We start from the raw sequence: 13059 nt of genomic DNA on the forward strand, positions 1-13059 counted from the left end.
CACGCCCGAAGAGTATGTCGTCAGTTGCTGCTTGTGTATATTCACTAGTCGGTATACATAGCCCTATGGACTCACATACGATTTCAACGCGTGAACGCATTATCTCCGCGGCAGCCAAGCTGTTTTACAACGAGGGGATCAGGAGTGTCAGCGTCGATGCGGTGGCCGAAAAAGCCGGGGTCACGAAGCGCACCCTTTACTATCATTTCTCGAGCAAGGACGACCTCATAGGGGCTTATCTCGAAGCGCGCGACCAACCCAATCTCGCCCTGTTCAAACGATGGTTTGCGGAAGCTGAGGGCGAGCCGGCAGACAAGGTGCAAGGCATCTTTCACAACCTGGCCCGTTCGGCCCGTCATCCGAAATGGAAGGGTTGCGGCTTTCTGCGCACATCGGCGGAACTCGCCAACATGCCCGGCCATCCAGCAATGAAAGTCGGAATCGAACACAAGAAGAAAGTCGAGGACTGGCTGCGGGTCGTCCTCGAGGCGGCAGGAATCACGACAGAAGCACCGCAACTCGCCCGACAAATCGTACTCCTGCTGGATGGCTCATTCTCCCTCGTTCTGCTGCATCGCGACCCGGCATATATGGAAGCCGCCGGGGAAGCGGCCCGTTCGCTGATCCTTACAGCGAACGCGAACAAGAAATAGGTCGAGTCCAGTCGTAGTGCGAAAGCTTGGTTCGGAGAGAGCCGGAAAACGTCGGGGACAAAGCTGGACGTGCGTCAGTCGGTATCTGGTCACGGCGGAGGCAAGTGCGCAATCGGAGGGGACTTGGTATTACGCCATGGCGTGTAGTCGGCATGGACATATGCAAAATGGCGGACAGGGAGGGATTCGAACCCTCGGTACGCTTTCACGTACACACGCGTTCCAGGCGTGCGCCTTAAACCACTCGGCCACCTGTCCTTTGGCGTTTCGCAACCGGTCAGGAGGCAAATCGTCGGAACGGCCGCGATATATACCGATGAATTTCTCAGGATCAACCGGAATCTGACAGATTTTTGACTTCCGGACAGAAAACTCCAGGCCTTTCCTCCATTGCGCTTATCTGGCTCTCAACCTATCTAAAGGGATAGACGGGCAAAGTGCGATTGGCCAGCCGTGTGTGGCCGACGGGTAATGAGAATTCGGAGAGGTCGATGCGTTTCTTGTTGCGTTTTGCCAGCCTCGTTGCGCTCGTCGTTGCGGTGATCGCCGGCACCATCGATTCCATCCAGTCGGTTGCCGCCTCCGCCGTCGTGCTGACCCCGATGGGAGATGCATGGAACGATGTCAGCCCGTCATCGCTTGCCACCATCCAGTCGCTGATTTCCTATTACATCCATCCGCAGCTTTATAATCTGGCCGTGCAGTGGCTGCTGTTCCAGCCCGCTTTCGCGGTGTTCCTGGTGATCTCGTTGCTTCTATGGATGATTGCCTACAAGAAGCCGCCGGTGGCAGGCCGTTTCAGCGTCTAAGACCACCCGGCCGCTGTAAGAATTCAGTCAACCGGAGACGGGAGCGGGAACTTGCTAGACGACGGCCTTGGCACCTTCGGCATAAAAGCGGAGCGCCGCAATATCGCTGCGGGCCTTACCTACATACCCGCATCGCCGTTTCACCGTCTTGGAATTCATATCGGGGCGCCGGTCAATGCCTCATGCCGGTGCGATGGCAGGCAGCATCGTCGCGTCCAGTCGCACGGCGATATCAACATCGTTCCGGCGGGATTGGATGGCGAGTGGGAGGACGATGCCGATTGCTCCATTCTGCGGCTCTGGATAAGCCCCGCGATCGTGCGCAGCGCGGCGGAAGATATGGAGATCGATCCCGACAGCGTGGCAGTCGTTCCCAAATTTCAGCATCGCGATCCAGGCATCGAACATATCGCATTGGCGCTGGAGACGCAGATGAGCATGGACGAACCCTCCGATCGCCTGTTCGTCGAAAGTCTTGGAAAGGCGCTGGCGGTGCGGCTCATCAATGGGCCTTTCAACCTGACGACCATTGCCGCCAGGCAAAAGCTTTCATCGAGCCAAAGACGCAGGCTGATCGAGTTCATCGAATCCCATCTCGATCAGGATTTATCGCTGGCACAATTGGCTGGCGTGGCGTCCATCAGCGCATCGCACCTTAAGGTGCTGTTTCGCCGCTCGTTCGGCATGCCGGTTCATCAATATGTGATTCGCTGCAGGGTGGAGCGGGCCAGAAGCCTGCTTGTTTTGGGAGAGCTGCCGATCAGCCAGATTGCCCTGGCCTCCGGTTTTGCTCATCAGAGCCACATGGCGCAGGCGATGAAGCGCATTCTCGGTGTGACACCGGCCAGCATCGCCCGGATGAAGGCAATAGCCTCTCTACAGGCGGAAAACCGATCATTCATCGCCCGTTTTTGTTCTTCATCATCCGATCCTGTGCGACAGGACGTCTAAAAACGGCATGTTCTATGTCCGCGATGAAACCTTCGAGGATGCGAGTGATGTTCGTTGTTTTAGGTGCGACTGGAAAAATTGGACGGGCAACGATCGGCGAGCTCCGCCGCCAGGGCGCACCGGTAAGAGCCATCGTTCGAGGCCCAAATAGTGCTGATGATCTCAGCGCCATGGGTTGTGATGTCCGTGTCGCGGACATTCACGACGGTGAGGCTCTCGGTGAAAGCATGAGAGGCGCCACCGCCGTACAGATCATCTGCCCTACAAGCATTCGGGCGGACGATGCGGCCGCCGAGATGAGAAACAGCATAAGAACAATCGTCGATGCGCTCGACCGGAACCGACCGAGCTCCGTTCTGGCAATCTCCGACTATGGCGCGCATCTGGCGTCCGACACGGGCATCACGCTGACTTTCCATCATCTGGAGTCCGAACTGAAAAAGCTTCCCGCCGCTCTGACCTTCCTGCGCTCCGCCGAGCACATGGAGAATTGGAGCCGCCTGATCGGACGCGCGGTCGAGACCGGCGTGCTCCCAAGCCTGCATCATCCGGTAACCAAACTATTTCCCACAGTTTCGGCTCCCGATGTCGGCGTCATTGCGGGCGAATTGCTGTTGTCCGGTGCCCGCGCACCTGTCAGCATCATCCATGCGGAGGGGCCAGATCGCTACAGCGTCGAGGACGTCGCGCGGACTGCTGGAGAACTCGTCGGGCGAAAAATTACCGCGAGGGAGATGTCTCGCCCGGACTGGATCCCTGCGCTGGTTCGAGGAGGGCTTAGCGCAAGTTATGCTGAACTGGTTGCCGCGATGTATGATGCCCATAATGTCGGGCGGATCGATGTGGAACCGGGCGTTGGAGACATAAGACAAGGCCGAACCAGTCTGCGTGAGGTTCTGGCTTCGATAACGAAAACGTCTTGACGTGAAGGACGGTGTCTCGGCCCAACGAGCTAAAATCAGGCGATCACGCCTGTTTTGGACAATCGCTTTGATATAGGTCACGAGACTATCGAGGCAACTGATTGCAAGCATGGCACGAGCTCAGCCCGATCTCCGCGATACCGGCTATCGTCCCTTGGTTGACTAATAAAATCGCAGCCTAAGGGCTAAAATGTTCAAAAATCAGCTCCTTTGGGCGGGTTTTTGGCAATTCCCACAAATCTTTACCAACTGAAAAATTTCTCGTGAATTTTTCGTGCAGCCATGCAAGGATGCACGCAGCTTGGCCTCGGGGGAGGCCGGCGGTTCCGCAGACATGTCCGGTCAACGGGCTTGCGGGAGGACCCAACAAGATAGCAACAACAGGGCTGCACCTCATGAAAAAATCCCTTTTGACCCTTTTCGCCTTGGCTGCCATGTCGGCAACGGCGCTTGCGGCCGACATCAAGCCGGCGATCGTTTATGGCACCGGCGGCAAGTTCGACAAGTCCTTCAACGAAGCAGCCTTTAACGGCGCCGAGAAGTTCAAGAAGGAAACCGGCGTTGCCTATCGCGACTTCGAGCCGACGGGTGACACCCAGGGTGAACAGGCGCTGCGCAACTTCGCCAGCAAGGGCTTCAATCCGGTCATCGCCGTCTCCTTCGCCTGGACGTCTGCTCTTCAGAAGGTTGCAGCCGAATATCCGAAGACCCAGTTCGTCCTGATCGACGACAGCCTCGATCTGCCGAACGTCCGCTCAGTCAAGTTCAAGGAAAACGAAGGCTCCTACCTGGCCGGCGTCATGGCTGCACTGGCTTCCAAGAGCGGCAAGGTCGGTTTCGTCGGCGGCATGGACATTCCGCTGATCCGCAAGTTCGAATGTGGTTATGAGCAGGGCGCCCGCGCCACCAATCCGAAGATCGAAGTTTTCCAGAACATGACCGGCACGACCGGTGCTGCCTGGAACGACCCGGTTCGTGGCGGCGAGCTAACCAAGAACCAGATCGACCAGGGCGCTGACGTTGTTTACGCGGCTGCCGGCGCCACCGGCCTCGGTGTGCTGCAGACGGCTGCAGATAACAAGAAGCTGTCGATCGGCGTCGATAGCAACCAGAACTACCTGCATCCGGGTTCGGTTCTGACCTCCGTCGTCAAGCGCGTCGATCTCGCCGTTTACAACGCCTTCACTGACGCCAAGAACGGCAAGTTCACCGCCGGCACACAGGAACTCGGCCTCAAGGAAGAGGGCGTCGGCGTTGCCATGGACGAACACAACAAGCCGCTCGTCACGCCGGATATGAAGGCTGCCGTCGACAAGGCAACCGCCGACATCATTGGCGGCACGATCAAGGTCCACGATTACACGACCGACAACGCCTGCCCGAAGAGCTGATATGAAATAAGGGCGTATGACGTATCGAAAACGTCATACGCCCTTTTCTTATCCGGAAGTCTGATTTCTGGAGCTGCGTAGTGAGCCAAGCGCCTGCCATCGAACTCGTGGGCATCGACAAGAAGTTCGGTGCTGTCCACGCCAATAAAGACATCAACCTGACCGTTTCCAAGGGCTCGATCCACGGAATCATCGGTGAGAACGGTGCCGGAAAATCGACTCTGATGTCGATCATCTACGGTTTTTATCATGCCGACAGCGGCGAAATCCGCATCAATGGCAATCCTATCGCCATCCGGGACAGTCAGACGGCCATCGCCGCCGGCATCGGCATGGTGCACCAGCACTTCATGCTGGTTGACAATTTTTCCGTACTGGAAAACGTGATGCTGGGCGCAGAGGGCGGCGCGATATTGGCGAAGGGCGTAGCCGCTGTTCGCGCCGAACTCAGACGGCTGGAGAAGGATTACGGCCTGGACGTCGATCCGGACGCCCTGATCGAGGAGCTTCCCGTCGGTCAGCAGCAGCGTGTCGAGATCCTGAAGGCCATGTATCGTGGCGCCGATATTCTCATCCTCGATGAGCCGACCGGCGTTTTGACGCCAGCCGAAGCCGACAATCTGTTCCGGATTCTCCGCGTGTTGCGCGACCAGGGCAAGACCATCATCCTCATCACCCATAAGCTGCGTGAAATCATGGCGATCACCGATACGGTGTCGGTCATGCGCCGCGGTGAAATGGTGGCCACCCGCAAGACGGCGGAAACCACTGTCGAAGAGCTTGCCGAACTCATGGTCGGCCGCCGCGTGCTGCTGCGCGTCGAAAAAGGCTCTGCCCATCCCGGGGAGGTCGTTCTCTCCGTACGCAATCTGACCGTCAAGGACAGCCGCGGCGTCACCATGGTCGACAATGTTTCCTTCGACGTCCGCGCCGGCGAGATCGTTGGTATCGCAGGCGTCGCGGGTAATGGTCAGTCGGAACTATTGGAGGCGATCGCCGGCATCCGCAACCCGGCCTCCGGCGAAATCCGTCTGCATGGCGAGCCGATCGGCACCGCCGATCCGGCAGCCCTGCGTGACCTCGGCCTCGCCCATATTCCGGAAGACCGCCATCACATGGGCCTCGTCCTCAAGTTTGAGGAATATGAAAATTCTGTGCTCGGCTACCACCGTGATGTGAAATACGGCAGGGCCGGCATGCTCGATCTCGACGCCATGCGCAAGGATGCGATCGAAAAGATCGAGAAATACGACATCCGCCCGCCGAACGCCCGGCTGAAGACCGCCAATTTCTCCGGCGGCAACCAGCAGAAGATCGTCGTCGCCCGCGAGATTGAACGCGATCCGAGGGCTCTGCTGATCGGCCAGCCGACGCGCGGCGTCGACATCGGCGCCATCGAGTTCATCCATCGCCGCATCATCGAGATGCGCGACGCCGGCAAGGCGATCCTGCTGGTGTCCGTGGAGCTGGATGAAATCCGCGCGCTTTCGGACCGCATCCTCGTCATGTTCGCCGGCCACATTGTCGGCGAGAAAACGGCTGACGCCGGTGAACAGACACTCGGCCTGATGATGGCCGGCATTGCCGCATGAGGCCTTGATGAGCACTGCTTCCGTTTCGCTCCCCAATTGGATCACTTATGGTCTGATCCCCGTTCTCAATCTTGTCATCGCCTTTCTGATCTCCGGTCTCGTCGTTTGGTTCATCGGCGAGAGTCCGCTCGATGCGTTGAACCTGCTCCTGCAGGGCGCACTCGGCAGTGGCGAAGGCATCGGCTTTACGCTGTACTATGCCACAAGCTTCATTTTCACCGGCCTATCGGTCGCCGTCGCCATTCATGCCGGCCTGTTCAACATCGGCTCGGAAGGCCAGGCCTATGTCGGCGGTCTCGGCTGTGCTCTTGCGGCGCTGACGCTCGACAGATACGTGCCCTGGTATGTGACGATGCCCTTCGCCGTCGTCGGCTCGGCCATCTTCGGCGCACTTTGGGCCCTCATTCCCGCGTGGTTGCAGGCAAAGCGCGGCAGCCACGTCGTCATCACCACCATCATGTTCAATTTCATTGCCTCCGCGATGATGAATTTCATCCTGGTGCATGTGCTGATCGTGCCGGGTAAGATGGCGCCGGAAACCCGCACTTTCCTCGAGGGCGGCCAGTTGCCGAAGCTCGATTGGCTGATGGGCATCTTCGGTTCGACCATCGGCGCGGCGCCGCTTAACGTGTCCTTCCTGATCGCGCTGGTCATGTGTTTTCTCGTCTGGGTGCTCGTCTGGCGCACCAAGCTCGGCTATGAAATGCGCACGCTCGGTCTTAGTCCGACGGCCGCCGTTTATGCCGGCATTCCCTATGCCCGCACGGTCATCATCGCCATGCTCATTTCCGGCGGTCTCGCCGGCATGATGGCGCTCAATCCGGTCATGGGTTCATCGGCGCGCCTGCAGGTCGAATTCGTGCTCGGCGCCGGTTTCGTCGGCATCGCCGTGTCGCTGATGGGCCGTAACCATCCCGTCGGCATCATTCTGGCGGCGATCCTGTTCGGTATTCTCTATCAGGGTGGCGATGCGCTTTCCTTCGACATGCCGAATATCACGCGTGACATGATCGTGGTGATCCAGGGACTGGTCATCCTGTTCGCCGGCGCTCTCGAATATATGTTCCGGCCCGCAATGGTGCGCGTCTATCAAAAATTCGCCAGGACGTGAGGATCGGACGATGGAATATTATGATCTTCTCATCAGCATACTTGGCTCGACCATCCGCCTGTCGATTCCGCTGATCTTCACCGCACTCGCCGGCCTGTTTTCCGAGCGTGCTGGCATTTTCGACATCGGTCTCGAAGGCAAAATGCTGGCGTCCGCCTTCGCCGCCGCCTGTGTCGCCTCCGTCTCCGGTTCGGCCTGGGCCGGGCTTGGTGCCGGTATCGTCACATCGGTGGCGTTCGGCCTGCTGCATGGCTTCACCTCGATCACCAATCGCGGCAACCAGATCGTCTCCGGCGTTGCGATCAACTTCCTGACGGCCGGCCTGACCATCGTGCTCGGCCAGGCATGGTTCGGCCAGGGCGGCCGCACGCCGACGCTGCCGGCCGAGGCACGCTTCGCTTCGATCACCTTGCCGGGCGCCGACGCCATCCGTAACGTGCCCTTCATCGGGCCGCTCTATGCCAATGTCATCTCCGGCAACAATATTCTGACCTATCTCGCCTTTCTCACGGTGCCGATTTCCTGGTGGATCCTCTATCGCACCCGTTTTGGCCTGCGCCTGCGCGCCGTCGGCGAAAACCCGGGCGCCGTCGATACGGCCGGCATCTCCGTCGAGTGGCTGCGGTATCGGTCGCTGATCGTGGCGGGCATTCTCTGCGGCTTCTCCGGCACCTATCTTGCCATCGCCCAGTCGGCCTCCTTCATCAACAACATGTCGGCGGGCAAGGGCTATATCGCGCTTGCGGCGCTGATCTTCGCCAAGTGGAAGCCGGTGCCTGTCATGTTCACCTGCCTGCTCTTCGGCTTCCTCGATGCTTTCGCCAATTTCATGCAGGGCAAGGCAGTGCCTGGCATCGGCGAAGTGCCGGTACAGATTTTCCAGGCGCTGCCCTATATTCTGACCTGCATCCTGCTTGCAGGCTTTATCGGCGTCGCCAAACCGCCAAAGGCGGGCGGCGTGCCCTACACCAAGGAGCGCTGATCCATGTCGCATGATCTGTTCGAGGCCGCCCGCGGGGCGATGGCCTTTGCCCACGCCCCCTATTCGAAATTCCCCGTCGGCGCGGCCATCCGCGCGGAGGATGGCAGGATCTATACCGGCGCCAATATCGAGAACCTGTCTTTCCCGCAGGGCTGGTGCGCCGAGCCAACAGCGATCAGCCACATGATCATGGCCGGCGCCAAAAAGATCGTCGAAATGGCAGTCATCGCTGAAAAGCTGCCGCTCTGTCCGCCCTGCGGCGGCTGCCGGCAGAAGATTGCAGAGTTCGCCAGCAAGGAAACGCGCATCTATCTCTGCGACGAAACCGGGGTGAAGAAGACCATGACCATGGACGAGATGCTGCCCTTCAGCTTCGAAACCGAGATACTGGGATGACCGCCGCCGTCGACGTCCTGGCCGAAAAGCTCGGTGATCTCCAGCCGCGCTACGGCATCGTCCTGGGCTCAGGCCTTGGTTCGCTGGTCGATGAGGTCAGGGATGCCGTGCGTATTCCCTATGCCGATCTCCCCGACTTCCCCGTCAGCGCCGTCTCGGGCCACGCCGGCACGCTGGTTGCCGGTTATCTCGGCGACGTGCCGGTCATCATGCTGTCTGGTCGCGTACACTATTATGAAAAGGGCGACGCCAACGCCATGCGGGCGCCGATCGAGGCCCTGAAGGGCCTTGGGGTCGAGACGCTGATCCTCACCAATTCCGCGGGATCGCTGCGCGAGGAAATGCCGCCTGGATCGGTGATGCAGATCACCGATCACATCAATTATTCGGGCATGAACCCGTTGATCGGCGAGGAGAGCGACAAGCGTTTCGTCGGCATGACCAATGCCTATGATACCGACCTGATCATGCGCATGCGTAAGGCGGCGGAAACCGCAGAGATCAAGCTGTCGCATGGCGTCTATATGTGGTTCTCCGGCCCGAGTTTCGAAACCCCAGCGGAAATCCGCATGGCGCGCATCCTGGGCGCCGACGCCGTTGGCATGTCGACGGTGCCGGAAGTTATTCTCGCGCGTCTTTTCGGGCTGAGGGTTGCAGCAGCCTCCGTCATTACTAATTATGGGGCTGGCATGACCGACGGCGAGCTCTCGCATGAAGAGACGAAGGACATGGCCCCGGTCGGCGGCGCTCGCCTTGCTGCCATCCTGAAAGAAATGATTGCGGACGAAGGAAACAAACAATGACGAGCCATTCCCTTAGAGAAACGGCGGCCGTTGCGCTCTCCCTTCTCGATCTCACCAATCTTAAGGATGATTGCACGCCGGCGCAGATCGAAACGCTGTGCGCTCGCGCCCAGTCTCCCTATGGCAACACGGCCGCCATCTGCATCTGGCCGCGTTTCGTTGCCCAGGCGCGCGGTATTCTCGGAACCGACCATGCGGTGAGGATCGCGACCGTGGTGAATTTCCCGGCCGGCGATATGGAAGTGGCTGATGTCGCCGCCGAGGCGCGTGAGGCGATCGCCGATGGTGCAGACGAGATCGATCTCGTCATCCCCTATCATGCGCTGCTCGCCGGTAACGAGCGGGCCGTCACCGATATGGTCACTGCCGTCAGGGCCGAATGCACAGGCCCGGTGCTGCTGAAGACTATCCTTGAAACCGGTGAGCTCAAGGACGTGGCGCTGATCCAGCGCGCCTCCGAACTGGCGATCGAGGCTGGCTCCGATTTCATCAAGACCTCGACCGGAAAGGTCGCCGTCAACGCAACGCTTGAAGCGGCCGACATCATGCTGCGGGCGATCCGCCACAGCGGTGGCAAGGTTGGTTTCAAGCCGGCCGGCGGTATCGGATCCGTCGCCGACGCAGCTCTCTATCTGAGTCTCGCCGAAACCATCATGGCGCCGGATTGGGCCATGCCATCAACCTTCCGTTTCGGCGCGTCAGGCCTGCTCGATGACATTCTCAACGTGCTTGGCGGTGGAAAGTCCACCGCGGCAGCCTCCGGATATTGAGTGATGATCCCGCAGGAGATCATCCGGCGGAAGCGGGATGGCGGCGCGCTTCACGCCGCCGACATCGACGCCTTTATCGCGGCCCTTGCGCGGAATGAGCTGGCTGAGAGCCAGATCGGTGCCTTCGCCATGGCCGTCTGGTACAGCGGCATGACGCGTGAGGAGACCGTGGCCTTGACATTGGCCATGGCCCGTTCCGGCGATATGCTCTCATGGTCGGGAATCGGCAGGCCGATCGCCGACAAGCATTCGACCGGCGGCATCGGCGACAACGTCTCGCTGATGCTGGCCCCGATCGCCGCTGCCTGCGGCCTTGCCGTGCCGATGATTTCCGGCCGTGGCCTTGGCCACACCGGCGGTACGCTGGACAAGCTGGAATCGATCCCCGGCTACGATATCACCCCGGATACGGCACGCTTCCGCAAGGTGGTGGAAGAAGTGGGCTGCGCTATCATTGGCCAGACCGGGACCTTGGCGCCGGCTGATGGGAAGCTCTATGCCGTGCGCGATGTCACGTCCACGGTCGATTCCGTACCGCTGATTACGGCTTCGATCCTGTCGAAGAAGCTGGCCGCCGGCCTTGAGACGCTGGTCCTCGACGTCAAGATCGGCAACGGTGCCTTCATGACCTCGCTGGAAGAAGCCGAAACGCTGGCCCGGTCGCTGGTCGAGGTGGCGAATGGCGCGGGCGTCAGGACCGCGGCCTTGATTACGGACATGAACCAGCCGTTGGCCGACGCAGCCGGCAATGTCGTCGAACTCCACAATTGCCTGGATTTTCTGAAGGGCAGCAAAGCCGGCACCCGGCTCGAAACGGTCGTGTTGGCCTTCGCAGCCGAGATGTTGACGCAGGCGGGGATCGTCAGCGCATTGGCCGAGGCTGAGGCGAAAGCGCGCGAAGCGCTCTCCTCCGGCAAGGCGGCGGAGCTGTTCGGCCGCATGGTTCACGCCCTCGGCGGCCCCGCCGATCTGCTGGATCAGCCGGACAGATATCTGACCGGCGCGCCGGTGCAGAAGCCGGTGCTTGCATCTTCCGATGGCTGGCTGGCAGCCTGCGATACGCGCGCCATCGGGATGAGCGTCATCGATCTCGGCGGCGGTCGCCGTCATCCGCAGGACAAGATCGACCATCGCGTCGGCTTCAGTGATATCTTGCCGCTCGGAACAAAGGTTAGCAAAGGCGACCGTATCGCGACCGTTCATGCGGCCGACGAGGCAAGCGCTGAAAGGGCCGCAGCCGATCTGGCCGCAAATTATGGAATTAGTGACACCGAACCCGTTCTGCCGCCCGTGATCGTCTCTCGGATTTGACGGGCAATTATTGCGTCAGACGCAATGAGCCGTTTTCGGCAGCATAGGAATTGAGCTTTTTCAGAAAGCTCATGCCGATCAGTGTGGTGCTCAAGGCATCGTCTTTCGCAACCACGGCGTCGATATCGCGGACCTTGATCGTGCCGATCTCGAGACGGTCGAGTTTGACGAGAGCGACCTTCGACGGGCCATTGGCCGTCTGCGTCGTGTAGCGATAATCGAGATCGTTGCCGCTGATGCCGAGGCGGCGCGCCGTGCTTTCGTTGATTGCCACATAGGTCGCACCGGTATCGACCATTCCATGCACCGGCCGGCCGTTGATCTTGAAATCGCCCTCGTAGTGGCCGCCCGCGCCGGCCGGCAACAAGGCGCTTCCATAGGCAGCCGCTGGCGCTGCAATCGGCTGTTGCGGTGACGTGACCTTGACGACGGCTGTCGAGTTTTCGCTGGTTGCAGTTTGCGTACCGAGCAAGGCGGGAACCTGTGTGGCCGCCGCGGCGATGAGGCCGGCAAAAACAAGAACGCGAACGAGCATCGGCGAGATCCTTCCTATGGGCTTCGCAATGCCGAGCCCAATTGATCCCTGATGTTTAAAGCAGCTTCGCTGACAGGCCGCTAAACAGATCAATAAAAAGCCCGGCAGTTGGGCGCTGCCAGGCAAAAAAAGTAAGTATGGTGGCCGGATTTACTTCGTGCCGTACATGCGGTCGCCGGCATCGCCGAGGCCCGGGACGATATAGCCCTTTTCATTCAAATGGCTGTCAATCGCTGCCGTGAAGACCGGCACGTCGGGATGGGCGTGGCGGAAATTGGCAAGGCCTTCCGGGGCGGCGAGCAGGCAGAGGAAGCGGATATTGTGGGCGCCGCGTTCTTTCAGCTTGTCGATCGCGGCAATCGAGGAATTGCCGGTGGCGAGCATCGGGTCGACGACAATGATCAGGCGCTCGGAAATATCCTCCGGCGCTTTGAAGTAATATTCGACCGGCTGCAGCGTCTCGTGATCGCGATAGACGCCGATATGCGAAACGCGGGCCGAGGGCACGAGGTCGAGCATGCCTTCCAGCAGACCGTTGCCGGCGCGCAGGATCGAGGCGAAGACCAGTTTCTTGCCCTCGAGGATCGGCGCGTCCATCGGCTGCAGCGGCGTCTCGATGGTCTCGATCGTCAGTTCAAGGTCGCGCGTCACCTCGTAGCAGAGCAGCGTCGAAATCTCGCGCAGAAGCCGGCGAAAGCTTCCTGTCGACGTCTCTTTCTTGCGCATGATTGTGAGCTTGTGTTGCACAAGCGGGTGATCGATGACAGTGACGCCGTCCATGGTTTCAGCCTTCCAGTAATTCCGCGATATGAGATGTTTCTTTCACGGAAAT

14 protein-coding genes and 1 tRNA gene are annotated in these 13059 nt (G+C 59.8%); 12 read left to right on the top strand and 3 right to left on the bottom strand.

Features of this window, described 5'->3' with window-relative positions:
- Positions 1-14: 14 nt before the first annotated feature.
- A complete protein-coding gene (locus tag CCGE525_RS01470) occupies positions 15-653 on the top strand; it encodes a TetR/AcrR family transcriptional regulator (protein ID WP_120702736.1) in 639 nt (212 codons plus the stop codon).
- A 168-nt stretch (positions 654-821) separates the two neighbouring features.
- On the opposite strand, the gene CCGE525_RS01475 is transcribed toward CCGE525_RS01470, so the two are convergent.
- A tRNA-Ser gene (locus CCGE525_RS01475) sits at positions 822-911 on the bottom strand.
- 233 nt (positions 912-1144) lie between these two features.
- On the opposite strand from CCGE525_RS01475, the gene CCGE525_RS01480 reads away from it, so the two are divergent.
- The 11 genes from CCGE525_RS01480 to deoA all read left to right on the top strand — a co-directional run bounded on the left by CCGE525_RS01480 (position 1145) and on the right by deoA (position 11692).
- Positions 1145-1462 carry a hypothetical protein gene (locus CCGE525_RS01480; RefSeq protein ID WP_120702737.1) on the top strand — a complete coding sequence of 106 codons (318 nt, stop codon included), beginning with the start codon at positions 1145-1147 and terminating at the stop codon, positions 1460-1462.
- 51 nt (positions 1463-1513) lie between these two features.
- A complete protein-coding gene (locus tag CCGE525_RS01485) occupies positions 1514-2413 on the top strand; it encodes an AraC family transcriptional regulator (protein ID WP_120702738.1) in 900 nt (299 codons plus the stop codon).
- 47 nt (positions 2414-2460) lie between these two features.
- Entirely contained in the window at positions 2461-3336 is an 876-nt protein-coding gene (locus CCGE525_RS01490) for an NAD(P)H-binding protein (RefSeq protein ID WP_162950105.1), read from the top strand.
- A 395-nt stretch (positions 3337-3731) separates the two neighbouring features.
- The gene (locus tag CCGE525_RS01495) at positions 3732-4727 is read left to right on the top strand and encodes a BMP family lipoprotein (protein WP_120702739.1); all 996 of its coding nucleotides are present in this window, start codon (positions 3732-3734) and stop codon (positions 4725-4727) included.
- A gap of 80 nt (positions 4728-4807) precedes the next feature.
- Entirely contained in the window at positions 4808-6319 is a 1512-nt protein-coding gene (locus CCGE525_RS01500) for an ABC transporter ATP-binding protein (protein ID WP_120702740.1), read from the top strand.
- A gap of 7 nt (positions 6320-6326) precedes the next feature.
- Complete coding sequence (locus CCGE525_RS01505; RefSeq protein WP_120702741.1) at positions 6327-7430, top strand: ABC transporter permease; 1104 nt, start codon at positions 6327-6329, stop codon at positions 7428-7430.
- A 10-nt stretch (positions 7431-7440) separates the two neighbouring features.
- A complete protein-coding gene (locus CCGE525_RS01510; RefSeq protein WP_120702742.1) occupies positions 7441-8412 on the top strand; it encodes an ABC transporter permease in 972 nt (323 codons plus the stop codon).
- Positions 8413-8415: 3 nt separating this feature from the next.
- Positions 8416-8808, top strand: a complete 393-nt coding sequence (locus CCGE525_RS01515) for a cytidine deaminase (protein WP_120702743.1) — start codon at positions 8416-8418, stop codon at positions 8806-8808.
- Positions 8805-9611 (top strand): purine-nucleoside phosphorylase, encoded by an 807-nt coding sequence (locus CCGE525_RS01520; RefSeq protein WP_120702744.1) that lies wholly within the window; start codon positions 8805-8807, stop codon positions 9609-9611. Before CCGE525_RS01515 ends, CCGE525_RS01520 begins: the two co-directional genes overlap by 4 nt.
- Positions 9608-10381: a deoxyribose-phosphate aldolase gene (gene deoC / locus CCGE525_RS01525; protein WP_120702745.1), complete on the top strand. Its 774-nt coding sequence runs from the start codon at positions 9608-9610 to the stop codon at positions 10379-10381. Before CCGE525_RS01520 ends, deoC begins: the two co-directional genes overlap by 4 nt.
- 3 nt (positions 10382-10384) lie before the next feature.
- The gene (gene deoA / locus CCGE525_RS01530) at positions 10385-11692 is read left to right on the top strand and encodes a thymidine phosphorylase (protein WP_120702746.1); all 1308 of its coding nucleotides are present in this window, start codon (positions 10385-10387) and stop codon (positions 11690-11692) included.
- A gap of 7 nt (positions 11693-11699) precedes the next feature.
- Here deoA and CCGE525_RS01535 read toward each other — a convergent pair whose 3' ends face one another.
- Positions 11700-12227, bottom strand: a complete 528-nt coding sequence (locus tag CCGE525_RS01535; RefSeq protein WP_120702747.1) for a TIGR02281 family clan AA aspartic protease — start codon at positions 12225-12227, stop codon at positions 11700-11702.
- A gap of 150 nt (positions 12228-12377) precedes the next feature.
- The gene (gene upp / locus CCGE525_RS01540; RefSeq protein WP_120702748.1) at positions 12378-13007 is read right to left on the bottom strand and encodes a uracil phosphoribosyltransferase; all 630 of its coding nucleotides are present in this window, start codon (positions 13005-13007) and stop codon (positions 12378-12380) included.
- Positions 13008-13059 lie beyond the last annotated feature (52 nt).

Source organism: Rhizobium jaguaris (assembly GCF_003627755.1).
Lineage (GTDB): Bacteria > Pseudomonadota > Alphaproteobacteria > Rhizobiales > Rhizobiaceae > Rhizobium > Rhizobium jaguaris.

Bases quoted from the DNA above. Each gene is read 5' to 3' on its own strand.
- CCGE525_RS01470 (WP_120702736.1), top strand. From the start codon at position 15: ATGTCGTCAGTTGCTGCTTGTGTATATTCACTAGTCGGTATACATAGC.
- CCGE525_RS01480 (WP_120702737.1), top strand. From the start codon at position 1,145: ATGCGTTTCTTGTTGCGTTTTGCCAGCCTCGTTGCGCTCGTCGTTGCG.
- CCGE525_RS01490 (WP_162950105.1), top strand. From the start codon at position 2,461: ATGTTCGTTGTTTTAGGTGCGACTGGAAAAATTGGACGGGCAACGATC.
- CCGE525_RS01495 (WP_120702739.1), top strand. From the start codon at position 3,732: ATGAAAAAATCCCTTTTGACCCTTTTCGCCTTGGCTGCCATGTCGGCA.
- CCGE525_RS01505 (WP_120702741.1), top strand. From the start codon at position 6,327: ATGAGCACTGCTTCCGTTTCGCTCCCCAATTGGATCACTTATGGTCTG.
- CCGE525_RS01510 (WP_120702742.1), top strand. From the start codon at position 7,441: ATGGAATATTATGATCTTCTCATCAGCATACTTGGCTCGACCATCCGC.
- CCGE525_RS01515 (WP_120702743.1), top strand. From the start codon at position 8,416: ATGTCGCATGATCTGTTCGAGGCCGCCCGCGGGGCGATGGCCTTTGCC.
- CCGE525_RS01520 (WP_120702744.1), top strand. From the start codon at position 8,805: ATGACCGCCGCCGTCGACGTCCTGGCCGAAAAGCTCGGTGATCTCCAG.
- deoC (WP_120702745.1), top strand. From the start codon at position 9,608: ATGACGAGCCATTCCCTTAGAGAAACGGCGGCCGTTGCGCTCTCCCTT.
- deoA (WP_120702746.1), top strand. From the start codon at position 10,385: ATGATCCCGCAGGAGATCATCCGGCGGAAGCGGGATGGCGGCGCGCTT.
- CCGE525_RS01535 (WP_120702747.1), bottom strand. From the start codon at position 12,227: ATGCTCGTTCGCGTTCTTGTTTTTGCCGGCCTCATCGCCGCGGCGGCC.
- upp (WP_120702748.1), bottom strand. From the start codon at position 13,007: ATGGACGGCGTCACTGTCATCGATCACCCGCTTGTGCAACACAAGCTC.